At 60.2% G+C, this 22,085-nt stretch carries 21 protein-coding genes; 10 read left to right on the top strand and 11 right to left on the bottom strand.

From position 1 onward, the window contains the following. Positions 1-19: 19 nt before the first annotated feature. From L1073_RS01985 to pstB, 9 genes are all read left to right on the top strand, one after another. On the top strand, positions 20-1,162 hold the full coding sequence (locus L1073_RS01985; RefSeq protein WP_246896567.1) for a beta-ketoacyl-ACP synthase III: 1,143 nt from the start codon (positions 20-22) through the stop codon (positions 1,160-1,162). Next, the gene (locus L1073_RS01980) at positions 1,162-1,911 is read left to right on the top strand and encodes an MlaA family lipoprotein (RefSeq protein WP_246896566.1); all 750 of its coding nucleotides are present in this window, start codon (positions 1,162-1,164) and stop codon (positions 1,909-1,911) included. Before L1073_RS01985 ends, L1073_RS01980 begins: the two co-directional genes overlap by 1 nt. A gap of 14 nt (positions 1,912-1,925) precedes the next feature. Next, positions 1,926-3,065: a PP2C family protein-serine/threonine phosphatase gene (locus tag L1073_RS01975; protein ID WP_246896565.1), complete on the top strand. Its 1,140-nt coding sequence runs from the start codon at positions 1,926-1,928 to the stop codon at positions 3,063-3,065. Then, a complete protein-coding gene (locus L1073_RS01970; protein WP_246896564.1) occupies positions 3,058-3,573 on the top strand; it encodes an STAS domain-containing protein in 516 nt (171 codons plus the stop codon). Before L1073_RS01975 ends, L1073_RS01970 begins: the two co-directional genes overlap by 8 nt. Before the next feature lie 197 nt (positions 3,574-3,770). Beyond that, positions 3,771-4,985: a Bcr/CflA family multidrug efflux MFS transporter gene (locus L1073_RS01965; protein WP_246896563.1), complete on the top strand. Its 1,215-nt coding sequence runs from the start codon at positions 3,771-3,773 to the stop codon at positions 4,983-4,985. 146 nt (positions 4,986-5,131) lie between these two features. After that, positions 5,132-6,157, top strand: coding sequence for a substrate-binding domain-containing protein (locus tag L1073_RS01960; RefSeq protein ID WP_246896562.1), 1,026 nt, complete (start codon positions 5,132-5,134; stop codon positions 6,155-6,157). A gap of 115 nt (positions 6,158-6,272) precedes the next feature. Continuing rightward, on the top strand, positions 6,273-7,526 hold the full coding sequence (pstC, locus tag L1073_RS01955; RefSeq protein WP_246896561.1) for a phosphate ABC transporter permease subunit PstC: 1,254 nt from the start codon (positions 6,273-6,275) through the stop codon (positions 7,524-7,526). Positions 7,527-7,543: 17 nt separating this feature from the next. After that, positions 7,544-8,710 carry a phosphate ABC transporter permease PstA gene (pstA, locus tag L1073_RS01950; RefSeq protein WP_246896560.1) on the top strand — a complete coding sequence of 389 codons (1,167 nt, stop codon included), beginning with the start codon at positions 7,544-7,546 and terminating at the stop codon, positions 8,708-8,710. A 25-nt stretch (positions 8,711-8,735) separates the two neighbouring features. Further along, positions 8,736-9,629, top strand: a complete 894-nt coding sequence (gene pstB, locus L1073_RS01945; RefSeq protein ID WP_246896559.1) for a phosphate ABC transporter ATP-binding protein PstB — start codon at positions 8,736-8,738, stop codon at positions 9,627-9,629. 87 nt (positions 9,630-9,716) lie between these two features. Here the strand turns inward: pstB and L1073_RS01940 are convergent, their stop codons facing one another. From L1073_RS01940 to arsH, 8 genes are all read right to left on the bottom strand, one after another. Then, positions 9,717-10,058: a TraR/DksA family transcriptional regulator gene (locus tag L1073_RS01940; RefSeq protein WP_246896558.1), complete on the bottom strand. Its 342-nt coding sequence runs from the start codon at positions 10,056-10,058 to the stop codon at positions 9,717-9,719. Between the two features lie 13 nt (positions 10,059-10,071). After that, a complete protein-coding gene (locus tag L1073_RS01935) occupies positions 10,072-11,292 on the bottom strand; it encodes an MFS transporter (RefSeq protein ID WP_246896557.1) in 1,221 nt (406 codons plus the stop codon). Positions 11,293-11,320: 28 nt separating this feature from the next. Beyond that, the gene (gene cfa / locus L1073_RS01930) at positions 11,321-12,487 is read right to left on the bottom strand and encodes a cyclopropane fatty acyl phospholipid synthase (protein WP_246896556.1); all 1,167 of its coding nucleotides are present in this window, start codon (positions 12,485-12,487) and stop codon (positions 11,321-11,323) included. A 174-nt stretch (positions 12,488-12,661) separates the two neighbouring features. Further along, positions 12,662-14,146 carry a SulP family inorganic anion transporter gene (locus L1073_RS01925; protein ID WP_246896555.1) on the bottom strand — a complete coding sequence of 495 codons (1,485 nt, stop codon included), beginning with the start codon at positions 14,144-14,146 and terminating at the stop codon, positions 12,662-12,664. Positions 14,147-14,644: 498 nt separating this feature from the next. Next, positions 14,645-15,865, bottom strand: a complete 1,221-nt coding sequence (gene arsJ, locus L1073_RS01920; RefSeq protein ID WP_246896554.1) for an organoarsenical effux MFS transporter ArsJ — start codon at positions 15,863-15,865, stop codon at positions 14,645-14,647. 10 nt (positions 15,866-15,875) lie between these two features. Further along, the gene (locus tag L1073_RS01915; protein WP_246896553.1) at positions 15,876-16,892 is read right to left on the bottom strand and encodes an ArsJ-associated glyceraldehyde-3-phosphate dehydrogenase; all 1,017 of its coding nucleotides are present in this window, start codon (positions 16,890-16,892) and stop codon (positions 15,876-15,878) included. Between the two features lie 110 nt (positions 16,893-17,002). Further along, a complete protein-coding gene (locus L1073_RS01910; RefSeq protein ID WP_246896552.1) occupies positions 17,003-17,419 on the bottom strand; it encodes an arsenate reductase ArsC in 417 nt (138 codons plus the stop codon). Between the two features lie 89 nt (positions 17,420-17,508). Continuing rightward, on the bottom strand, positions 17,509-18,219 hold the full coding sequence (gene arsH, locus L1073_RS01905; protein ID WP_246896551.1) for an arsenical resistance protein ArsH: 711 nt from the start codon (positions 18,217-18,219) through the stop codon (positions 17,509-17,511). A gap of 57 nt (positions 18,220-18,276) precedes the next feature. Between arsH and L1073_RS01900 the strand changes: the two genes are divergently transcribed. Continuing rightward, a complete protein-coding gene (locus L1073_RS01900; RefSeq protein ID WP_246896550.1) occupies positions 18,277-18,603 on the top strand; it encodes an ArsR/SmtB family transcription factor in 327 nt (108 codons plus the stop codon). 30 nt (positions 18,604-18,633) lie between these two features. Here L1073_RS01900 and L1073_RS01895 read toward each other — a convergent pair whose 3' ends face one another. The 3 genes from L1073_RS01895 to L1073_RS01885 form a co-directional block, all read right to left on the bottom strand. Next, positions 18,634-19,305, bottom strand: a complete 672-nt coding sequence (locus L1073_RS01895; RefSeq protein ID WP_246896549.1) for an NADPH-dependent FMN reductase — start codon at positions 19,303-19,305, stop codon at positions 18,634-18,636. Positions 19,306-19,336: 31 nt separating this feature from the next. Then, positions 19,337-20,629, bottom strand: a complete 1,293-nt coding sequence (locus tag L1073_RS01890) for an arsenic transporter (protein ID WP_246896548.1) — start codon at positions 20,627-20,629, stop codon at positions 19,337-19,339. A gap of 94 nt (positions 20,630-20,723) precedes the next feature. After that, the gene (locus L1073_RS01885) at positions 20,724-22,085 is read right to left on the bottom strand and encodes a TrkH family potassium uptake protein (protein WP_246896547.1); all 1,362 of its coding nucleotides are present in this window, start codon (positions 22,083-22,085) and stop codon (positions 20,724-20,726) included.

The following is a 22,085-nucleotide window of genomic DNA, read 5'->3' as shown; positions in this document are numbered from 1 at the left end:
CGCACCTGGGAGCACGCTCATGACGCATGCGGTCATCACTGGAACAGGGCTCTACACGCCCCTCAACGCCATCGATAATGCGACCTTGGTGGCCTCGTTCAATGCCTGGGTGGATCGCGAAAACGCGCGCCACCACGAGGCGATTCGTGACGGACACCGCCAGCCACTCGAGCATTCGAGCAGTGAGTTCATCGTCAAGGCCTCGGGAATTCATAGTCGCTACGTGGTCGAGGCGGCGGGGATTCTCGATCCCGACCGCATGCGCCCACAATTGGCGCCACGCGGCAATGACGCGCTCTGTGTGCAGGCCGAGATGGGCTTGGAAGCGGCGCACCAGGCGCTTTCCAATGCTGCCGTCACGCCCGATGCCCTGGATATGGTGATCGTGGCGTGCTCCAACCTGCAGCGGGCATATCCGGCCATTGCCGTGGAACTGCAGGCGGCATTGGGCGCCGGCGGACATGCCTTCGACATGAACGTGGCGTGTTCCAGTGCGACCTTCGCCATCGATGTGGCCAACAATGCGATCCGGGCCGGTAGTGCCCGACGCGTCTTGATAGTGAACCCGGAGATCTGTTCGGCGCATCTCAATTTCCGCGATCGCGACAGTCACTTCATCTTCGGCGATGCATGCACGGCAGTGGTGTTGGAAGCCGATGACGTGGCGCAAGCGGAGGAGCGCTTCGAGGTTCTGAGTACACGCCTGGTGACGCGCTTTTCGAATGCGATCCGCAACAATTTCGGCTTTCTCGACCGGGTGACGGAGCACGGAGTCGATGCCGAGCCGGCGTTCGTCGCCGATAAGTTGTTCATGCAGGAAGGGCGGCGCGTGTTCAAGGAAGTCTGCCCGCTGGTCGCGGCACTGATCGGCGAGCATCTCGACGCCCAGGGACTGGCCCCCGACGACCTCAAGCGGTTGTGGCTGCACCAGGCCAATCGTCATATGAATGACCTGATCGCGCGTCGTGTGCTGGGGCGTGAGCCGAGCTTGGCAGAGGCGCCGGTGATTCTCGACCGTTATGCCAATACTAGTTCCGCAGGCTCGATCATCGCCTTTCATCTGCATCGTGAAAATCTTGTCGCGGGCGATGTGGGGGTGGTCTGTTCGTTCGGAGCGGGCTACAGTGCGGGCAATATATTATTACGCAAGGTGAAAGCTTGATGAAAACGACCAAGTGGCTGGCCGCAGCATGCATGGTGACGGCGGTCAGCGGCTGCGCAACGCAAGGCCAGACAGACGCCAATCCCGACGATCCGTGGGAGGGGTATAACCGTAAGGTATTCGCTTTCAACGACACACTGGATCGTTATGCGTTGAAACCCGTGGCTCAGGGGTATGACTACGTAACCCCCGAACCGGTTCAGTCAGGGGTAGGCAATTTCTTCAGCAACTTGGGTGAGATCGGCACCACGGTCAATAGCGTATTGCAGTGGAAGTGGGCCAACGCCGGTGTGGCATCCGGGCGTTTCGTGGTCAATTCCATCCTCGGTATCGGCGGCGTTCTCGATCCGGCCTCGCGCATGGGGCTTGTCGAGCGCGAGGAAGACTTTGGCCAGACATTGGCCACCTGGGGCGTCGGCGAGGGGCCCTACGTGGTCTTGCCCGTGCTGGGCGGCCGTACGCTGCGCCATACTTCGGGATTACCCGTGGATTGGTATACCGACCCGGTGACCTATGTCGAAGAAGATTCGGTGCGTTATGGTTTGCGTTTCGTCGACCTCATCGATACGCGAGCGGGGCTTCTCGACCGCGAAGAGTTGATTAGCGGCGATCGTTACAGCTTCATCCGTGATGCGTATCTCCAGAACCGGCGCTACGAGATCAACGACGGTGAATCGGGAGAGGATCCCTTCGCCAGCGGTGATTTCGGCGACGATTTCGAATACGACGAAGACGCCTTCGCCGATTGATCCCGAGGCCCCGCATGGCCAACGCACGTACTTTGATCGGTCTGCTCGACACGCCCGGCGCATCGCGCGATGCGCTGGCGCGTCTCATTGGAAGCGGACATTTTGCCGTATTGGCGACGGCGTCCGTAGACGCGTTACCCGAGGACGTGGCCTTGGTGGTCGCCCATGTGAGGGTGGTCGCACGGGATGACTGGGCTACGTTGGCCGCGCGCTGGCCGACCATCGTCATCAGCGAGACGCGCCTCGATGGCGATCTGCTGCAGGCCGTCGATGCCGGATTGGTCGATTACCTGGTCGAACCGGAGTGCCATGGCGATATCTTGCGTCGCTTGATCGAGCGCTCCATCGCCCATCATCGCCTTGCTCAGGAACATGCCCGCGACCGCCAGCGTCTGGCCGAGCTCAACGAAAGCCTGGAAACCCATCTGGCCATGTTGCGGCTCGATCAACAGGCCGGCTGGCAGATCCAGCGCAAACTGCTGCCCGCCAGTCCGATAACGCTGCATGGCGTGAGGGCCGATTACTGGCTGGCACCGTCGCTTTACCTGTCGGGCGACTTTCTCGACTTTCAGCGTTGCGATGCGCGTTACAGTTTCTTTTATTTCGTCGATGTCTCGGGGCACGGGGCGTCGTCGGCCTTCGTGACCGTACTGCTCAAGTATCTCAGCAATCGCTGGCTGACGCAGTGGCGGCAAGAGGCGGCGGAGACCTTCCCCGCGCGCTGCCTGACGGAGCTCAATCGAGAGCTGTTGGAGACGGGTATCGGTAAGCATGCCACGGTGTTTGCCGGGGTGCTTGACCACGAGCAACGCTATCTCCACTATTCGCTCGGCGCGCAGATGCCGATGCCCTTTTTGCAAGTGGATCGCGACGTCAGCGTGCTCGAAGGCGAGGGGCCGCCGGTGGGGTTGTTTCCTCATGTCGAGTTCCCCACCTATGGCTGTACATTGCCGCAACGATTCCGCCTTTGGCTGTGTTCCGATGGCATCTTGGAGTGCCTGGGCGGCGATACTCTCGATCAGCGTCTCGAAGCATTGAAGCGCCGGATTGCCTCTAGTGCGTCGGTGGACGCGTTGAAAGATGGGCTCGTTCTGGGCGATGAATTGCCGGATGATCTCACCATCATGACTTTGAGTGGATTCGACCATGCATGAAGGGCGTATTCAGGCGGCGTTCGACGCCGGTGTGTTCGTGCTCAAGCTCAGTGGTGACGTGCGTCTGACGCTATGCGCGACGCTCGATCAGCAGGCACAGCGCGTGGCCGAGAGCCCGGGCCTCGTCGCGGTGATGATCGACCTGCGCGAGGCGACGAATGTCGACTCCACGGCACTCGGCTTTCTGGCCAAGGTGGCCATGGCCGTTCAGGGGCGGCTCGAACAACCGCCGACCATCGTCGCCGAGCATCCCGACGTGCGCCGTATGCTCGACGTCATGGGGTTTTCGCATTACTTTACCTTGCTGGAGGCACCGTTGACCGAGCCGGCGAGCCTCGATGAGTTGCCGCAGGTAAGTGCCGACGCGGATGACATGCAGCAACGCATCCTCGAAGCCCACCGTATCCTCATGCGCATGAGCGATCATAATCGCGACGAGTTCCAGCCGCTGGTCGACTTGCTCGAAGAGCAGAAATCCGACGAGGATTGTTCCAAGGCGCACCGCTGACGCACGCTTGGTGCCGCCCTCCTATGATGTCATCGCCGTGATATCCTGTCATCGACTCCCGTTGCCGACGCTAATGTTCGGTCCCCAGTGCGACCGTTATCGGCTATGATGAGCACACTAGCTTTTAGCCTTCTTCATTATCGTGTGCCGAGCCTCCAGGGCGTCGGTGCATCGACGTATGTTTTTCGGGAGATGTCGTGACTCAACTCAATGCGCGGCGATTGGCCTTGCTGGTGGCGGCCAACACTGCCCTGGCGCCTTTTGCCATCGATGCCTACTTGCCTGCTATGCCCACGCTTGCCGAGGCCGTGAACGCTAGCGTTCACCATACTGAGCTATCGCTGAGCGTGTTCCTTTTCGGGTTCGCCATCGGGCAACTGCTGTGTGGGCCGCTTTCGGATCGCTTGGGTCGGCGCCCGGTGCTGCTGACCGGCTTGGTCGTGTTTCTGATCGCTAGCCTGGGGATCATGCAGGTCTCGTCTCTGGAGACGCTGTGGGGCTTGCGGTTCGTTCAGGCACTGGGGGGCGGCGCCTGTGTGGTCAACTCGGCGGCCATCGTGCGTGACTGTTTCAGCGGGCGCGAGGCCGCCAAGGTGATGTCGACCATGGCGATGATTCTGATGCTGGCGCCGCTGGTAGCGCCTACGGTGGGGAGCGTGCTGCTGGGCATCTTCAACTGGCAGTCGATCTTCCTATTCCTGGCCTTGTACGCGGCATTCTTGTTGTTTTTTCTTGGCACCAAGCTTCCTGAGACCCACGGGCGCGATCCCGATGCGCCGTCGCCACGCCAGGTGCTGGGCAACTATGCCAGTGTGCTTCGCCATCGCGAGGCGATGGGGTATATCTGTGCAGTGTCGATGTCGTTCGCGGGCATGTTCGCGTTCATCACCGGCTCGCCGTATCTGTACATGGAGCATTACGGATTATCGGCGGCCGTCTACCCGTTCGTGTTCGGGGCCAATATTCTGGTCATGGCGTCTTCCAACCGGCTCAATATTCATCTCTTGAAGACTCGCACACCGCAGCAGAACCTCGTCGTCGGGTTGGGTCTCCAGCTATGTGCCGGCGTGGCTCTGGTCGCGTTGATCCTCTCGGGGCTGGATTCGATCTACAGCGTGGCGCCGCTGATGGTTATCTTCGTGGGCATGCAGGGGCTGATCGCGCCCAACGCGATGTCCTCGATGCTCGATCATTTTCCCAGAATGAGTGCCACGGCGACGGCCCTGCAGGGGTGCCTGCAATTTTCCAGCGGCGCGTTCGCCGGCATGCTGGTGGGGGCTTTCGAAATCGCCAGTGCCTGGCCGACGGTGTTGACGATGCTCGGTGCCTCGTTGCTGGGCAATATCGGTTTGCGTTGGCTGGCCGGTCGCGCGCTGGGGGCACAGGAAGAGGCGGCGGTGGCCGAACGTTAGGCGTTGCTGTGACGCCATCCGTACGCGCTGTGATGCCAGGCATCATTCGCGTGACATTTGTCATCTCCTGTCATGAAGCTGTCATCTTCATTAGGCATCTTAGGTGTCGCGAAGGTTGAACACTCTCATCGACAGGAGTTACCCGCATGAACCATATCCTCAAGACCACCGCATTGACCGCTGCCGTGATGAGCGTCGCGGGCACCGCTCAAGCGCAGGACGACACTCGCGAGCAGCTACGCATCGTCGGTTCCAGTACCGTCTATCCGTTCGCCAGCTACGTCGTCGAGGAGTTCGGTGCGACCACCGATTATCCGACGCCGGTCATCGAATCCACGGGCTCAGGCGGTGGCATCAAGCTATTTTGTGATGGTCCAGGCATGGATACAGCGGATGTCACCAACGCCTCGCGCCGCATGAAGGCCTCCGAGTTCGAGCGTTGCCAGGAAAACGGCGTGACTGACATTACCGAAGTCAAGATCGGCTATGACGGCATTGCGGTCGCCGAGTCCAATGCCAACGAGCCCGTGCCGCTGACGCGTGAGCAGATCTTCCTCGCCTTGGCGGCTCAGGTGCCGCAAGACGGAGAACTGGTCGATAACCCTTACGAAAACTGGAGCGATATCGATTCCTCGCTACCGGATCGTGAAATTGAAGTCTACGGGCCGCCGACGACCTCCGGCACGCGGGACTCCTTCGAAGAGCTGGTGATGGAAGCCGGTTCCGAAAACTTCGATATCTACGGCGATGAAGGCTATACCGATATTCGTCAGGATGGTGCCTGGATCGATGCCGGCGAGAATGACAACCTGATCGTCCAGCGTTTGCAGGAAAACACCACGGCCTTCGGCGTCTTCGGTTATTCCTTCCTCGAGGAAAACGCCGATAGCCTGCTGGGCTCGACCATCGATGGCGTCGAACCGAGTCCCGACACCATCAGTTCCGGTGACTATCCGGTGGCACGTTCCATGTTCTTCTATCTCAAGAATCAGCATGCCGATAACGTGCCGGCCATGTATCCCTACGCGGAAATGTTCATGAGCGAGCAGATGGTCAGCCCGATGGGCTACCTGCCCGGTCTCGGCTTGATCTCGCTGCCTGACGATGAGCGTGAAGCGTCTCGCCAAGCTGTCGAGAACCGCGAGACTCTCGAGCTCAGCGATCTGCAGTAAGGACGTAAGTAGCTAGATGAAGTGGCCGGCAGCAGACGCTGCCGGCCCCTTTGCTTGACGTCCCGCTAGAGTCTGAAGCCTCCCTCTGGGAGCAACGTTATCCTGAGAGACCGATATGTCGATGAGTATCGTTTTCCTGCTGTTTTGCATCGCGCTCTTGGTATTAGGGGGCGTTGCCTTTGCCCTGAGCCGCGCTAAAGCCACGCGCGTGCGGGCCTCGGGCATGACCATGCATGCACAGCCGGATCAATATGCCTGGTTTGCGGTACTCGCCACCGCAGGGCCGGCACTTCTGGTCAGCGCCCTGGGGGCGTTTGCCTTGTTACTGATGGGGGCGGAGATCCCTGTCCTGTATTTATTGACGGCGAGCTTGATCATCGCTGTTATCGGTTTGGCCATGGGGCTCAGCCAGGTACGCCCGGCGTTTCATGCGCGTCGCGCCATCGAAGGGGTGATTCGCAAGCTGCTGGCGGCGGCGGCGCTGATCTCGATTCTCACCACGCTGGGCATTTTGCTGTCGATCATCAACGAGGCACTGCGCTTCTTCCAGATGCAGAGCTTCTGGGATTTCGTCACCGGTACCACCTGGAATCCGGGCGCGAGTTTCCTGAGTTCGGCGGGGCGCGCGGAGGGTGGCAGTGCCGCACAGTTCGGGTCGATTCCGCTGTTTGCCGGCACCTTCATGATCACTCTCATCGCCATGCTGGTAGCGATTCCCTTCGGCCTTGGTGCGGCTATCTATATGGTTGAGTTTGCCCCCTTGTACGTACGTAAGACGGCCAAGCCGGTCATCGAGGTATTGGCGGGGATTCCGACCGTTGTCTATGGTGTGTTCGCGGCCTTGACCGTGGCCCCGCTGGTGGTGGACATCGCGGGTCTATTCGGGCTGGATGCCTCTTACTCCAACGCGCTGGCGCCGGGCCTGGTGATGGGCATCATGATCATCCCGTTCATTTCCTCGCTTTCCGACGATGTCATCAACTCGGTACCCAACAGTCTGCGCGAAGGCGCCTTGGCGCTGGGGATCACCAAGAGTGAAATGGTGCGCAACGTGGTGGTGCCCGCCGCTGCGCCGGGGATTATCTCGGCATCGCTGCTGGCGGTCTCTCGTGCCATGGGAGAGACCATGATCGTGGTCATGGCAGCCGGCATGCGTCCCAACCTGACCGCCAATCCGCTGGAGGATATGACCACCGTGACGGTGAGTATCGTGGCGGCGCTGACCGGCGACCAGGAATTCGAAAGCGCACAGACACTCTCGGCCTTTGCCTTGGGGCTGGTGCTTTTCATCGTGACGCTGACGCTGAATGTGGTGTCGGTATTCATGATTCGCCGCTTCCGCGAGAAGTATCGCGTCAACAACCTGTAATCCGATAGGTCGAGAGCATGAGCCAATCGTTCGAAGAAATTTCCGCGCAGCTCAAGAAACGTCATCGGCGTTCGGCGCGGATGAAATGGATGACCCTGGGCGCCTTGATTCTTTCGGCGGCGTTTCTGGTGGTCTTCATTTCCGACATGGTGGTGCGGGGATGGCCCGCTTTCCAGCAAGCGCAGATACAGGTCGAGGTCAGCTACGACGAGCAGTCTCAGAAGTTGCCGTTGGCCGCTGTCGATGAAGATGTGCGCCCGCTGATCTCGCGCGGTTTTTTCCGCCCCTTGCCGCGCAAGATGGAAGACAACCCAGCGTTGATGGACACCACGCAGACCCAGTGGGTCATCGCCGATAGCCGTGTCGATCAGTATCTCAAGGGCAATGAGGATCGCTTGCGTCCCGCTGACAAGGAAACGCTGGAGAATCTGGTCGAGGAGGGGCGCGCGGATCTGAAGTTCAATACCACCTTCTTCACCACCGGTGATTCCAAGATGCCGGAGATGGCGGGGATTGCCTCGGCGGCTATCGGGACGGTGATGACGATGCTGGTCACTATGGCGGTCTGTTTTCCGATCGGCGTGATGACGGCGGTCTATCTTGAGGAATTCGCCCCCGATAACAAGCTGACCCAGATTATCGAGATCAATATCAATAACTTGGCGGCTGTTCCCTCCATCTTGTTTGGTCTGCTGGGGTTGGCGGTTTATATCAGCTTCTTTGGGGTGCCGCGTTCCTCGCCGCTGGTAGGCGGTTTGACCCTGGCGCTGATGACGTTGCCGGTGATTATCATCTCGACGCGCGCGGCGCTTCGTAGCGTGCCGGATAGTATCCGTCATGCGGCATTTGGCGTGGGGTGTTCACGCTGGCAGGTGGTGCGCGATCACGTGTTGCCGGTGTCACTGCCGGGCATTCTGACAGGCTCTATCATCGGTCTGGCGCAGGCCATGGGCGAGACCGCACCGCTGATCATCGTGGGCATGGTGGCCTTCATTCCCGATGCTTCGCTCTCGATCACCGGCGCCTCGACGGTCATGCCGGCACAGATATTCACCTGGGCCAGTGAACCGAATAGCGCCTTCGCCGAGAAGACGGCGGGCGGCATATTGGTGCTCCTGGCGGTGCTGATCTTCCTCAATGCGCTCGCCGTATGGTTACGCAACAAATTCGAACGTCGCTGGTAAACGACTTCCGACAGGACACATCGCCATGAACGACACGACCCTGCAAAACTTTCAGACCCAGCAAGATTCGTCCACGGCATCTGAAGAAGCCGTGCGCCATTACAGCGATGCGCCGACACCCGACAAGGGGCAACCGGTAACACGCAATGAAAGCGTCGAGGAAAATCTCAGCGTACGCGTGCGCGATCTCAGCCTGTGGTATGGCGAGCACCAGGCGCTGAATGACATCAGCATCGATATCTTTGCCAATACCGTCACGGCGTTGATCGGTCCGTCGGGCTGCGGCAAGTCCACCTTCCTGCGTTGTCTCAATCGGATGAACGATTTGATCAGCAGCGTGCGTATCAAGGGGTTGGTGGAAATGGATGGCCACGACGTCAACGCCCGGGGCATGGATGAAGTGGCACTCCGCCGACGTGTGGGCATGGTGTTCCAGAAACCCAACCCGTTTCCCAAGTCGATCTATGAAAACGTCGCGTATGCGCCGCGTATGCATGACATGGTCAGTCGCAAGACCGACCAGGACGAACTGGTGGAGCGTGCGTTGCGCGATGCGGGGCTCTGGAACGAGGTCAAGGACAAGCTACACGAGCCGGGAACTTCGCTCTCCGGCGGTCAGCAGCAGCGTCTGTGTATCGCGCGTGCGATTGCCGTTCAGCCCGACATAATTCTGATGGATGAGCCGACCTCGGCGCTCGATCCGATTTCCACGGCCACCATTGAAGACCTGATGGATAAGCTCAAGAAGGACTTCACCATCGTCACCGTGACCCACAACATGCAGCAGGCGGCGCGGGTGGCGGATTACACGGCGTTTTTCCATCTTGGTGATATGATCGAATACAACGCCACCAAGCAGATGTTCGCCAACCCGCATACCAAGAAGGCAGAAGATTACATCACCGGACGCTATGGCTGATGGCAGCGCCTGCTACAGCAACGCGCTGTTTAAAGGCGAAAGGGCGCATGTGCGCCCTTTCTTGAGATGCCCGGTGAATGCTTAGGGTCATTGTGCGCAATCGATACACTTCAGGGTTGCATAGTCCAAGGACAGGCGCTTTGGTGTGATGAATTCGCCACAGTCGATACATTCACCATAGTTCTGGTCATCGATACGCTTGAGGGCGAGGTCGATGAAGCGAATGCTCGCCTCTCGACGCTGCTGGGAGGCCTTGGCCATGGCTTGAGACTGCATGGCGTCCATGCGCGTCAGGCGTCCGTTGGCGGTTTGGTCGAGTTCGACGACCTCACGGCTCTGGGCGGTTTCCTGACTTTCCTCGACGAGGCGCTGACGCTTTTCCTCGAGCTGCTGACGTACCGTTGCCATGTCGAGATCCGGATGGTTCATGGCCGCGCCTCCTTCAGGGGTTGCGTTGCGCGTGTAAACTTTGTGTGAGAGGGCCCCAGGCGAGTACAAACCCTATGCACACCATGGCAATCATCATCATGAGAATGCTGGTGAACGTGATGCCGGCATCCAGAAGTAGCCCGAATGTCGCGGGGGCGAGGCCTGAGGAGAACACCATGCCGGCTACGAAAATCGAGCGCAAACGCCCGAGATGCTCGCTACCCCAGAACTGGATGAGCAGGCTGGTGACAGTGGGTTCCTGCATGCCTGTCACGATGCCGGAAAGCAGCATGTAAGCCAATATGCCCCATTCGTTTTGCAGGATCACTGCCAGGACGAGTCCCGCGAGTAGGGGCAAAAGATAGAGCCGGCCCATCAGCGCCGGACCCAGGCGGTCGACCATGCGCCCTGCGACAAGCGAGCCCGCGACACGTCCTGCGGCCGCCAGGGCGAAACCGATGGCGAAGGTCGAGGATGTGGCGTTGAATTCATCGATCATGTCCGCCTGAAAGACGAAAATGCCGGTATTGACGATGGCGACTGATAGCATCATCAAGCTCAAGCGCCAGAAGCGTGCTTCGCGTAATGGCCGGGGTGTTGGCGTCGATGTTTTCTTCGTCGAGGCATCACTTTTGCTGGGCCGTGTCTGGCTGGGGGGTGGCCAATTGGGATAAAGCAGCAGCGCCGGTATCCAGACAAGCAACAATACTGCCAATGCACCCCACCAGATTTCCCGCCAGGACCAGATGTGCAGGGCGCCGGCGATACCGCTGGGGAGAATGGCTTCGCCAAGCGGAATGGCCAACGTTACCAGTGCCAGGGCACTACCGCGCGCTTGCATGATGCGTCGTGCTGCGATGGTGGTGCCCAGATGTACGAACATCCCTTGCCCGCAAAAACGGATGAACCCGAAGCCTATCAGGGCCAGGGCGGCCCAGGGCGAGAGCGTCAGCAGCAGGATTCCCAGCGTCATCCCGCAAACGACGAAGGTAGCGAAACGTCGTGCCGGCCACCAATCCAGCTTGGGACCGATGAAGAAGATCAGGCAGCCCGAGATCAAGGTGACCAGCGAGTAGGCAATACCGAACTGGCCACTGGTCAGCGAAAAACTCGCGGAAATGGCCGGTTGGAAAAAGCCCACCAGAAAGGTCTGCCCGAGATTGCCGGAAAATGCGGCCAGAAAGCCGATCGCCAGAATACCGTAATGCTGAGCGATTATGCGTCGATAGCCCACTACATATCCTTTCCGGTGAGTTGAACGATCAGTTGGTGATGCGTGAATAGCCGCCGGGTACGCCGGGCTTGGCCAGGACCCACTGCCATAGCTGAATGTCGCGCGCCCGGAAGGCGGCGGCACACGACAGCAGGTAATAACGCCACATGCGGTAGAACTCGTTACCGTAGCGTTCCTTGAATTGCGGCCAGTGTGCTTCGAAATTCTCCCACCAGGCCATCAGGGTCTTGTCGTAGTCGGCGCCGAAATTGTGCAGGTCCTCGGTCACGAAGAGCCCGCCTGCGGCGTCGCCCATCTGACCGATGGAGGGCAGGTCGCCATTAGGGAAGATGTACTTGTCGATCCACGCATCCGGCGTGCTTTCACGGACGTTCTTGCCGATGGTGTGGAGCAGGAAGAGGCCGCCTTCCTTGAGGCAACGATGGGCGACTTCCATGTATTCGCGGTGATTCTTGCGGCCGACATGCTCGAACATGCCGATGCTGACGATGGCGTCGAACTCTTCGTTGGTCTCGCGGTAGTCTTGAAGCCGAAATTCCACGGGAAGTCCCTTCTTCATCAAGGATTTCCCGTAGTCGGCCTGCTCGCGCGAGATGGTGAGCCCGACACATTCCACACCATAATGCTCGGCGGCGTAGGCCATGAAGCTGCCCCATCCACAGCCGATATCCAACACGCGCATGCCGGGCTTGAGATCCAGCTTGCGGCAGATCAGATCGAGCTTGGCCTCCTGAGCAGCATCCAGGGTCTCGGCGTCGTGCCAGTACCCGCAGGTATAGGTCATGCGCTTGTCGAGCATGCTCGCGTAGAAGTCATTGCCCAGGTCGTAGTGCGCTTCACCGACCTTCCAGGCACGTTTGACGCTCTGCAGGTTGGTGAACTTGGCACGCAGGGCGTGGAATATTAGCTTGGACGGCTGCACGGCCTTATCGATATTGGCGCGCAGCAGGCGGGTGAAGAACTCGTCGAGGCGCTCGGCGTCCCATAGTCCGGCCATGTACGCCTCGCCGAGTCCGAGATTGCCCTCGGCAAGCGCACGGTCGAAGACTTCGGATGAATGCACCTGCATGTCCCACGGGCGTGACCCGTTGATCTGGATATCGGCGCGGGCTAGAAGATCGGCGACGAAGCGGTAACTCTTGTGCTGCTCAAGCGCTTGAGTAGAAGTGGTGGTTTCCTTGAGTGGAGCGTTCACTACTGATGTCCTCTTGCTCATGCTCCCGGTGCTGAACCGGGAGTCTGTTTTGAATTTTTCGTGATGGTATCGACGGTATCCGTCCATTATACGTCATCAGGTCTGTTTGCATGCTACCTAATGACCTCGATACCTTGAGTCAATCATTCGTCGCAGCGCACTTTGCGCTCATCCTCAATGGCCCATCAGCTTTTCGACGGCATCGGGCTTGTCGTGCACGGCGAAGCGGTCCACCAGCGTGGCGCTGGCTTCGTTGAGTCCGATCATTTCGACGTCGGTCCCTTCACGGCGGAATTTGATGACCACCTTGTCCAGCGCACCGATGGCGGTAATGTCCCAGAAGTGGGCTCGACTGAGATCGATGCGCACGTGCTCGACCGTCTCCTTGAAATCGAAGGAATCCACGAAACGATCCGCCGAGGTGAAGAAGACCTGTCCTACCACACGATAGACGCGCGTATGTTCGTCTTCCATCTCGCTGCCGACATACAACACCTGGCCGACCTTGTTGGCGAAGAACAATGCGGCGAGCAGCACGCCGACGAAGACCCCGATCGCCAGGTTATGCGTGGCAACGACCACGATCACGGTTGAAAGCATGACGATATTGGTGCTCATGGGGTGATGCCTGAGATCGCGCAGCGACTCCCAACTGAAGGTCCCGATGGCGACCATGATCATCACCGCCACGAGCGCCGCCATGGGAATCTGGGAGACCCAGTCGGCGAGGAAGACGACCATCAGCAGCAAGAAAATCCCGGCGCTGAAGGTCGAGAGCCGTGTGCGACCGCCTGATTTGATGTTGATCACCGCCTGGCCGATCATCGCGCAGCCTGCCATGCCGCCCAGCAAGCCGGAGCCGATGTTGGCGACCCCCTGACCCTTGCACTCCCGGTTCTTGTCGCTGGGGGTGTCGGTCAGGTCGTCGACGATGGTGGCCGTCATCATCGATTCCATCAACCCGACTACGGTCAGCATGACCGAGTAGGGCAGTACGATCAGCAGTGTTTCCAGATTGAGGGGCACGTCCGGCCACAGGAAGACCGGTAGCGTATCGGGAAGTTCGCCCATGTCACCGACCGTACGAATATCCAGGCCGCCGATCATGTAAACGGCTGTCAGCACCACGATGCAGATCAGAGGGGATGGCAGGATACGCCCGATGACGGGAATATAAGGAAATAGATAGATGATGCCCAGTCCCGCAATCGTCATCGCATAGACATGCCAGGTGACACCGGTAAGCTCCGGGAGCTGTGCCAGGAAGATCAATATCGCCAGAGCGTTGACGAAGCCCGTGACCACGGAGCGTGAGACGAAACGCATCAGGCCGCCGAGCTTCAGGTAGCCGGCAACGATCTGCAGCACGCCAGTAAGCAGGGTTGCGACGAGCAGGTATTGCAGGCCGTGCTCGGCGACCAGTGTGACCATGAGCAGTGCCATGGCCCCAGTAGCGCCGGAAATCATCCCTGTGCGCCCACCGACGATGGCGGTGATGACACAGATCGAGAATGAGGCGTAGAGTCCGACCTTGGGGTCGAGGCCGGCAATGATCGAGAACGCGATGGCCTCGGGAATTAGAGCCAGGGCGACGACGATGCCCGAGAGCAGGTCAAGTCGAATGTTGGATAGCCATGCCTGGCGGAATGAACGAAGCATGAAGGGTTCCTTGTGCGGGGTCGTGAGGCGGCTCCGCGAGGCTCATCGTATGGAGAGCGAGCCTTTTGCCAGTCTCGCAAACGCAACCGTTTTGCATGCATCGTCGCACGTCAAAAAGGCGCATGTTGCGTCAGTTTTATATTTTCGGAAACGTAGCGCTTCAGCAAGAAAGCTGAAGTGCTGTCGGCGTTGACACTTTCAATGTGGAAAGCGCGCCAGAAAGCGTGATGCTAGGGGGGAGTAAGACCGCGTTGGCGACCTGTCGATGCCATCGAATGCATAAGCAAGAATAATCCCTTGGACATTAGTTGGTAGTGAGGCTGCGGCAGGCTCGATACTTGGGCGTTGTTTGCGCTCACGTATATCGCCGCTGGGCGTTTGAGCCTTAGCCTTTCGTCTAAGGAGCGAACTAAAGGCATAGGACTCTAGCAGAAAACCGAGCGTGCGGCTAGGAGATCTCCCGCCGCTAGTCGCTGACGGGAGACAATCAACGCAGGGTTACTGGGTCTGTCTTGGCAGGCCCAGTGCGAGTAGAGCGCTTGTCAGCACCAGAGCGGCAGAGAACCCTAGGCATGCTGCCAAGCCATACTCCTGGTAAACCCAACCGGATAACACGGTGCCGATGAGGCGCCCCATGGCGTTGGCCATGTAGTAGAAGCCGACGTCCATCGACACGCCCTCGGCGCGCGCGAAACGCACGATCAGGTAGCTATGCCAACTGGAATTGACGGCAAAGATCGCTCCGAAGGCCAGCAGTCCCACTACCAACCACAAGGAGGTGGTTTCCAAAGGCGTCAGGGCGATCAGCGCCGGTAGCAGCGCCAACGCCAGTGCCCAGCCGGCGGTGATGGTACGCGTATCGCCGTGGAGCAATCGGGTGATGCGCGGTGCCTGGGTTTGAATGCCGCCATAGCCGATGACCCAGACGGCCATGAGAATGCCGACACTCCAGAAGTTCCAGCCGTGCTGATCGTAGAGAAACACCGGCAGCGCCACCACGAACCAGATATCGCGAGACGCGAAGAGGCACAGGCGGGCTGCAGCGAGTACGTTGACAGCGCGCGAAGTGGAAAACACCTCGCGGAACTTGGGCTTGGCTTTCTGGCGCCCGAGATCGGCGCGTAGACGCCATAGCGACAGGCCCAGCACGATGACGAGCATCAGCCACATGGCGAGTATCGCGCCCTGGAATCCGATCAGGGTCAGCAGCAGCCCACCAAGAAAGAACCCGGCGCCTTTGAGAGCATTCTTGGAACCGGTGAGAATCGCCACCCAGCGATACAGCGCGCCTTGCGCGTTGCTGCTGTCCGAAGGCACCAGTACCTTGACGGCGCTCTTGGCGCTCATCTTGTTGAGGTCCTTGGCAATCCCGGATATTGCCTGGGCGGCCATCACCCAAGGGACGGTCAATGCCGTCGCCGGCACCAGCAGCATCCCCAGCGCGATCAGTTGTAGTCCCAGGCCCAGATTCATGGTGCGATTGAGGCCGAGGCGTGCGCCGAGCCAGCCACCGACGAAGTTGGTGACCACGCCGAAAGCTTCGTAGAACAGGAACAGCAGCGCGATCTCCAGCGGCGAGTAACCTAGCTGGTGGAAGTGCAGCACCACCAGCATGCGCAGTGCGCCGTCGGTCAGCGTGAACGCCCAGTAGTTGCCCGTCACCAGCAGGTACTGGCGGATCTCGAAGGGAAGGGCGCGTAAGCGTTCGATGGCCGTCATCATCATTGTCCTAGGCGTTACCGACTTTCAGGGTGAGCTCGGCGGTGCGATTGGCGTAGCCCCATTCGTTGTCGTACCAGGCGTAGAGCTTCACCTGCGTGTGGTTGATCACCATCGTCGAGGGCGCATCGATGATCGAACTGCGCGGATCGGTGCGGTAATCGATGGACACCAGCGGCCGGGTCTCGAATCCCAGGATACCGGCCAGTTCACCATTGGCGGCGTTTTCCAGGGTGGCGTTGACCTCTTCGACGCTGGTAGCGCGCTCGACCTCGAAGACCATATCGGTGAGCGAGGCGTTGGCCAGTGGCACGCGGACGGCATGGCCATTCAGCTTGCCCTCGAGCTCGGGAAATATCTCGGTGATTGCCTTGGCCGAGCCGGTCGTCGTGGGAATCAGGCTCATGCCGCAGGCGCGAGCGCGACGCAGATCCTTGTGCGGCGCGTCGAGGATCGTCTGGGTATTGGTGATGTCATGCACCGTGGTCATCGAGCCATGGCGAATGCCGAACGTCTCGTGAATGACCTTGACCGCCGGGGCGAGGCAATTGGTGGTGCAGCTCGTGGCGGTGACAACGCGATGTGTGTCGGGGTCGAAGTCGCCATCGTTGACGCCCATGATCACGTTGAGCACGTCGTCGTCCTTGAGCGGCGCGGAAACGACCACGCGTTTCACGCCCTGATCGAAGTACGGTGACAATTGCGCGCTCTTCTTGACGACGCCCGAGGCGTCGATCACCACATCGCATCCCGACCAATCGCTGTCCGCGAAGCCTTGGTTGGCGCTGAAGGGGACGGTCACACCATCGATGAGCAGCGCGTCTTCGCGTGCCTCGAGGCCCTGTCCCGGTGCCCAGTGACCATGAACAGAATCGAATTCCAGCAAGTGCGCGAACGTCTCGGCATCGCCGCCGGGATCGTTGATGCGCGCTATTTCCAGAGATTGCGTCTGGCGCGCAGTCCACAAGGCACGCAGGGTAAGACGGCCGATGCGGCCGAGTCCGTTGATGCCGATACGCAGTGTCATCGGGTGTCTCCTTGTCGTGGAAGGATGAAGGATTCCCTATACGCAGGGAAAGGATAGCAATGTGAGTTACGCGTATACATGGCTGGCCCGGGAGTTAATCGTCCGAGCCTTCACGTTTCCCGTCGCTTGACGTTGAGCCATAGCTGAAGCCGGGTGCGAATCTCCTGCAGTGCCTGGGCGTAGGCATCTTCGCGAGCGCTAAGGCGTGGATCGAGGATATCCCAGAACAGCAGCTCCCCGGCATCGCCGGGCCATTCGCGACACTGTTGCTGAGTTTTCTCGCAGAGAATGATCACGCTGTCGAAGTATTGTCCCGCATACGTCTCCAGCGGCTCGCTGGCCAGTCCATCGCTCTTCACGCCGAGTCGATCGAGCGCTTCCAGCGTCGCGCGATGGGGCTGGTCCGGTTCGACACCGGCGCTATAGGCCTCGAAATGCTGTCCGGCCATATGGCGCAGCAGTGCCTCGGCCATGAGCGAGCGGGCGGAGTTGGCATTACACAGGAACAGGACGCGTTGTTTGGCCATGGGATCGTCCTTTCAATAGATATGGTAAAAATAATGTAATGCCAATGTGTGTCAGTTTGATGAAAGACGCTGCCTTGGCATTCGTGAAGTCACATGGCGCGTTGATTGACCCGTTCCGAGACCTGCTCGGCACTTTCCTTGCGTTCGGAATAGCGATCGGTCAGGTAGTCACTGCGGTCACGCACCAGCAGCGTGAATTTCATCAACTCCTCCATGACATCGACGATGCGATCGTAAAGCGGCGAGGGCTGCATGCGGTCTGTGTCGTCGAATTCCAGGAATGCCTTGGGCACTGAGGACTGATTGGGGATGGTGAGCATACGCATCCAGCGACCGAGCACGCGCAATTGATTGACGGTGTTGAAGGACTGCGAGCCGCCACACACCTGCATTACCGCCAGGGTCTTGCCCTGGGTTGGGCGTACTCCCCCCAGCGAAAGCGGAATCCAGTCGATCTGTGCCTTCATGATGGCGCTCATCGAGCCGTGACGTTCCGGCGAGCACCACACCATGCCTTCCGACCACTGCGCCAGATCGCGCAACTCCTGCACCTTGGGATGCGTGGCATCCTCACTGTCTGGGAGAGGCAGGCCGCGCGGATCGAATAGCCGTACGTCGGCGCCCATGGCGTGCAGCAAACGGGCGGCTTCCTCGCTGGCCAGGCGGCTGAACGAGCGTTCACGCAATGACCCGTAAAGCATCAGGATGCGCGGCGCGTGCGTACTGGGCAGTGTATCGAACAAGCCCGCGGCGGAGGGCACGGCGAAGTGCGCGTCCTCAAGATTGGGAAGATCGTGCATGGGGGTCTCCTGTATGGGATAGTCGGGGATCAACGTCACTTCAATTGTTGTGCAATCATGGAAACCAACGACGCGCTCAAGGCGCTCTCGGCGCTGGCGCAGCGCACGCGGCTGGCGATTTTCCGTTATCTGGTCGGTGTCGGCCCCGACGGTGCCTTTGCCGGCGATATCGCAGAGGCGCTGGAAGTATCGCCCTCGACGCTCTCCTTTCATCTCAAGGAGTTGTCCCATGCCGGCCTGGTACATGGCGAATCGCATGGCCGCCATGTGCATTACCGTGCCGATTTCTCGCATATGCGCGGGCTGGTGGATTACTTGACCGCACATTGCTGCGATGACCAGCCTGAGCAGTGCCGCTTGCCTGACGATGCGGGGAGCTGCTGAGCTGCTTCTTCGTGCGGCTGCCGCGGGCGATCAACTTCCCTCGTCGGGAGCGTTGCGCTGAGCCGGCGTCCGCGTGAAGTTTTCGATGATGGCATGCGGGTCCACCGCCTCGCGCTGTGCATTGGCCGCTTCGGCCCACCATAAAAGTTGGGTCGTGGCGCGTCCGAAATACCCTTTCCAGCGTTCGGTGTCCTGCTCGAGTGCCGGCGTGCCATCCGCCTGGAATACCTCGCCCGCCTTGGGAATATGCAGCATCGCGGACACCGGCAGGCAACCCAGCTCGGAAAGAAAGCTGCGCATGGCCACCGCTGCGCGAACGCCACCCCATTGGCCGCCGGAGTAGGTGACGATCAGGCTCGGCTTGTAGGCGAACAGCGAACTGCCGAAATGATTGAGCAGATGCGCGAGGGCAGGACTCATGCTGTGGTTGTATTCGGGGCTGACCATGATGTAGCCGTCGGCCTGGCGAATCTTGTCGGCGAGCTGGTCCAGCGATTCGGGCGCCTGGTGCTGGGCATAGGCGAAATGGGGTTTGAACACCGTGCCGAGATCGATGTCGAGTGGGTCGATGATCTCGACCTGATGATCGGCATGCGCCAGCTCGACGTAGCGACGGCAGGCCTGTGCTACGCGCTCGCCGACCCGGGGTGGTTTGGGCGGCTGGCTGTCGCGTGTCGAGCCGAGAAAGATCAGAAATTTCATGTCTACCTCCGAGAAATACGGCGCTCGCGTGTCAGGCGTTGAGCAGTTGTAGCCAGGCGGTCAGTGCCAATAGCGTGAGCGTCAATACCGGCACGGTGAGTACGATGCCGACCCTGAAATAGTAGCCCCAACTGATCTGCATACCCTTGCGTGCCAGCACATGCAGCCAGAGCAGGGTGGCCAGGCTGCCGATGGGGGTGATCTTGGGCCCCAGGTCGCTGCCGATGACATTGGCGTAGACCATTGCCTGCTGGGTTAGATCGGCCACATCGCTGGCATCGATCGACAGCGCTACGACCAGCACCGTGGGCATGTTGTTCATCACCGAAGATAGCCCTGCGGCGATGAAGCCGGTACCCAGCGTGGCGATCCATGGGCCATGCGCGCCCAGCCATTCCAGGCCGACGGCGATCATGTCGGTGAGGCCGGCATTGCGTAGCCCATAGACCACCAGGTACATGCCCAGCGAGAACACCACGATGTTCCAGGGCGCCTCGCGCAATACCTTGCGGGTGCGAATATGCTGGCCGCGTTGGGCGATGATGAAGAGAATCAGTGCGCCGATGGCGGCGATCACGCAGACCGGTACACCCAGCGGTTCGGCGACGAAAAAGCCGATCAGCAAGAGCCCCAGCACCCACCAGCCGGCCTTGAACACTGCCGGGTCGCGGATCGCCTCGCGAGGGGTGCGCAGATCCTCGAGGGCATAGGCGTCGGGAATGGCGCGGCGGAAGAACAGGTACAGCATGCCCAGCGATGCCAGCACCGAGACGATGTTGACCACCACCATGACCTTGGCGTACTCGCCGAAGCCGATCTCGAAATAGTCCACCGAGACGATATTGACCAGATTGGATATCACCAACGGCAGGCTGGCGGTATCGGCGATGAATCCGGCCGCCATGACGAAGGCCAGGGTGGCGCCGGCACTGAACCCCAGGGCGATGAGCATTTCGAAAACGATGGGGGTGAGAATCAGTGCGGCGCCGTCATTGGCGAAGACGGCGGCCACCAGCGCGCCGAGCAGGACCACCAGGGCGAATAGTCGATTGCCGCGGCCGTTGCCCCAGCGCCCGATGTGCAGTGCCGCCCACTCGAAGAAACCGGCCTCGTCGAGGAGCAGGCTGGTGATGATGATGGCGATGAAGGTAAAGGTCGCGTTCCAGACGATATCCCAGACGGCGGGGATATCCTCGAGATGGATGACGCCGGTGAGCAGCGCGACCAGGGCGCCGGCGCTTGCGCTCCAGCCAATGCCCAGGCCGCGTGGCTGCCAGATGACCAGGACGAGCGTGACGATGAAGATGGGAAGGGCGAGTGGCATGTTGTGTCCCAGTCGTAAAGTGGGTTGCGATGTTTCTATATTTAAATAATTATCGAAATGTTGCAAGCCCCCAGGCTATTGATGCCAGCTCCCATCAGCCGATCTGGATATGGCCCTCGGCATAGCGCATGCCACTGGTGCGCCGTGTGGCGAGGAAATAGCCCAACGACAGCGGCCCGACACGCCCCAGAATCATGGTCAGGATGAGCATCCACTGACCGGGACTCGAGAGTTCTTCGGTGATGCCGCGTGACAGTCCCACGGTGCCGAACGCCGAGACGCTCTCGAAGGCCAGATCGAGAAACGCCTGGCGGCTATCGGTGATGGTCAGCACCAGCAGCGTCACGAACACCAGCGAGACCCCGGCGAGTGCCACGGCGATGGCCTTCATCACGGTCTGTTGAGCGATGGCGCGCCCGAAAGCCGCGGGTTGCGTGCCGCGCAGGAAGGCGCGAGCCACCAGGATGAGTACGATGAAGGTGGTGAGCTTGATCCCGCTGGCGGTGGAACTCGCGCCGCCGCCGATGAACATCAGCAGCATGGTGAGCAGCGACGAGGCATCGGTCATGGCGGCGGTGTCCACGCTATTGAAGCCTGCGGTGCGCGGTGTCACGGCCTGGAACCAGGTGGCCTGAAGCTTGTCGCCGAGGCTTTCCAACCCACCCAGCGTGGCGGGGTTGTGCCACTCGAGGCACCCCAGCGCCAGCATGGCGACGAGATTGACGGCCAGGGTGGCGCAAATCACCACCTTGGTCTGCATCGAGAAGCGGCCCCAACGGCGCTTCTCGCGTATATCGCTGATCACCACGAAGCCCAGTCCGCCGACGATGAACAGCGCGCTGACGACAAGCGTCACCAGCGGGTTGCCGGCGTCACGCGTCAGGCTATCGGGCCACAGCGAGAAGCCGGCGTTGTTGAACGCGGACACGGCATGAAACAGGCTTGCCCAGAGCCCTCGCGACCAACCCAGCTCCGGCACCCAATGCAGTGCCAGCAGCGCGGTGCCCAGCGCCTCGACCACCAGGGCGAAGGCGACCACCATGCGTATCAGTTGCGAGAGCGCGCCGAACGAGGTTTCACCGAGCGCCTCGCGCACCAGCGTTTGCTGCTGCAAGGGGAGACGCGCGCCGAGCAAAAGCAGCGTCAGTGCGCCGAAGGTCATGAAACCCAGCCCGCCGATCTGGATCAGCACCAACAGAATGACCTGACCCAGCGCCGTGAAACTGCTGGTGTCCATGACCGCCAAGCCGGTGACGGTAACCGCCGAGGTCGCCGTGAACAGCGCCTGATGCCAGGCGAGCGGCTGCGTTGCGGCCCCTGGCAGCATCAACAACCCGCTGCCCAGTAAGCACAATAGGGTAAAACCCAGCAGCAGGGATTCCGGCGGCGAAAGTCGCAGCACGCGACCGTGCGGCGCATGCCGGAACGGACGCGTTAGACGCTTCCAAAGACGCAT

The sequence above is a fragment of the Chromohalobacter nigrandesensis genome, assembly GCF_023061285.1.
Taxonomy (GTDB): Bacteria; Pseudomonadota; Gammaproteobacteria; order Pseudomonadales; family Halomonadaceae; genus Chromohalobacter; species Chromohalobacter nigrandesensis.
This window is presented reverse-complemented; position numbering and strand designations above follow the sequence as displayed.

Bases quoted from the DNA above. Each gene is read 5' to 3' on its own strand.
- L1073_RS01985 (WP_246896567.1), top strand. From the start codon at position 20: ATGACGCATGCGGTCATCACTGGAACAGGGCTCTACACGCCCCTCAAC.
- L1073_RS01980 (WP_246896566.1), top strand. From the start codon at position 1,162: ATGAAAACGACCAAGTGGCTGGCCGCAGCATGCATGGTGACGGCGGTC.
- L1073_RS01975 (WP_246896565.1), top strand. From the start codon at position 1,926: ATGGCCAACGCACGTACTTTGATCGGTCTGCTCGACACGCCCGGCGCA.
- L1073_RS01970 (WP_246896564.1), top strand. From the start codon at position 3,058: ATGCATGAAGGGCGTATTCAGGCGGCGTTCGACGCCGGTGTGTTCGTG.
- L1073_RS01960 (WP_246896562.1), top strand. From the start codon at position 5,132: ATGAACCATATCCTCAAGACCACCGCATTGACCGCTGCCGTGATGAGC.
- pstC (WP_246896561.1), top strand. From the start codon at position 6,273: ATGTCGATGAGTATCGTTTTCCTGCTGTTTTGCATCGCGCTCTTGGTA.
- pstA (WP_246896560.1), top strand. From the start codon at position 7,544: ATGAGCCAATCGTTCGAAGAAATTTCCGCGCAGCTCAAGAAACGTCAT.
- pstB (WP_246896559.1), top strand. From the start codon at position 8,736: ATGAACGACACGACCCTGCAAAACTTTCAGACCCAGCAAGATTCGTCC.
- L1073_RS01940 (WP_246896558.1), bottom strand. From the start codon at position 10,058: ATGAACCATCCGGATCTCGACATGGCAACGGTACGTCAGCAGCTCGAG.
- L1073_RS01925 (WP_246896555.1), bottom strand. From the start codon at position 14,146: ATGCTTCGTTCATTCCGCCAGGCATGGCTATCCAACATTCGACTTGAC.
- arsJ (WP_246896554.1), bottom strand. From the start codon at position 15,865: ATGACGGCCATCGAACGCTTACGCGCCCTTCCCTTCGAGATCCGCCAG.
- L1073_RS01915 (WP_246896553.1), bottom strand. From the start codon at position 16,892: ATGACACTGCGTATCGGCATCAACGGACTCGGCCGCATCGGCCGTCTT.
- L1073_RS01910 (WP_246896552.1), bottom strand. From the start codon at position 17,419: ATGGCCAAACAACGCGTCCTGTTCCTGTGTAATGCCAACTCCGCCCGC.
- arsH (WP_246896551.1), bottom strand. From the start codon at position 18,219: ATGCACGATCTTCCCAATCTTGAGGACGCGCACTTCGCCGTGCCCTCC.
- L1073_RS01900 (WP_246896550.1), top strand. From the start codon at position 18,277: ATGGAAACCAACGACGCGCTCAAGGCGCTCTCGGCGCTGGCGCAGCGC.
- L1073_RS01895 (WP_246896549.1), bottom strand. From the start codon at position 19,305: ATGAAATTTCTGATCTTTCTCGGCTCGACACGCGACAGCCAGCCGCCC.
- L1073_RS01890 (WP_246896548.1), bottom strand. From the start codon at position 20,629: ATGCCACTCGCCCTTCCCATCTTCATCGTCACGCTCGTCCTGGTCATC.
- L1073_RS01885 (WP_246896547.1), bottom strand. From the start codon at position 22,085: ATGCGTCTTTGGAAGCGTCTAACGCGTCCGTTCCGGCATGCGCCGCAC.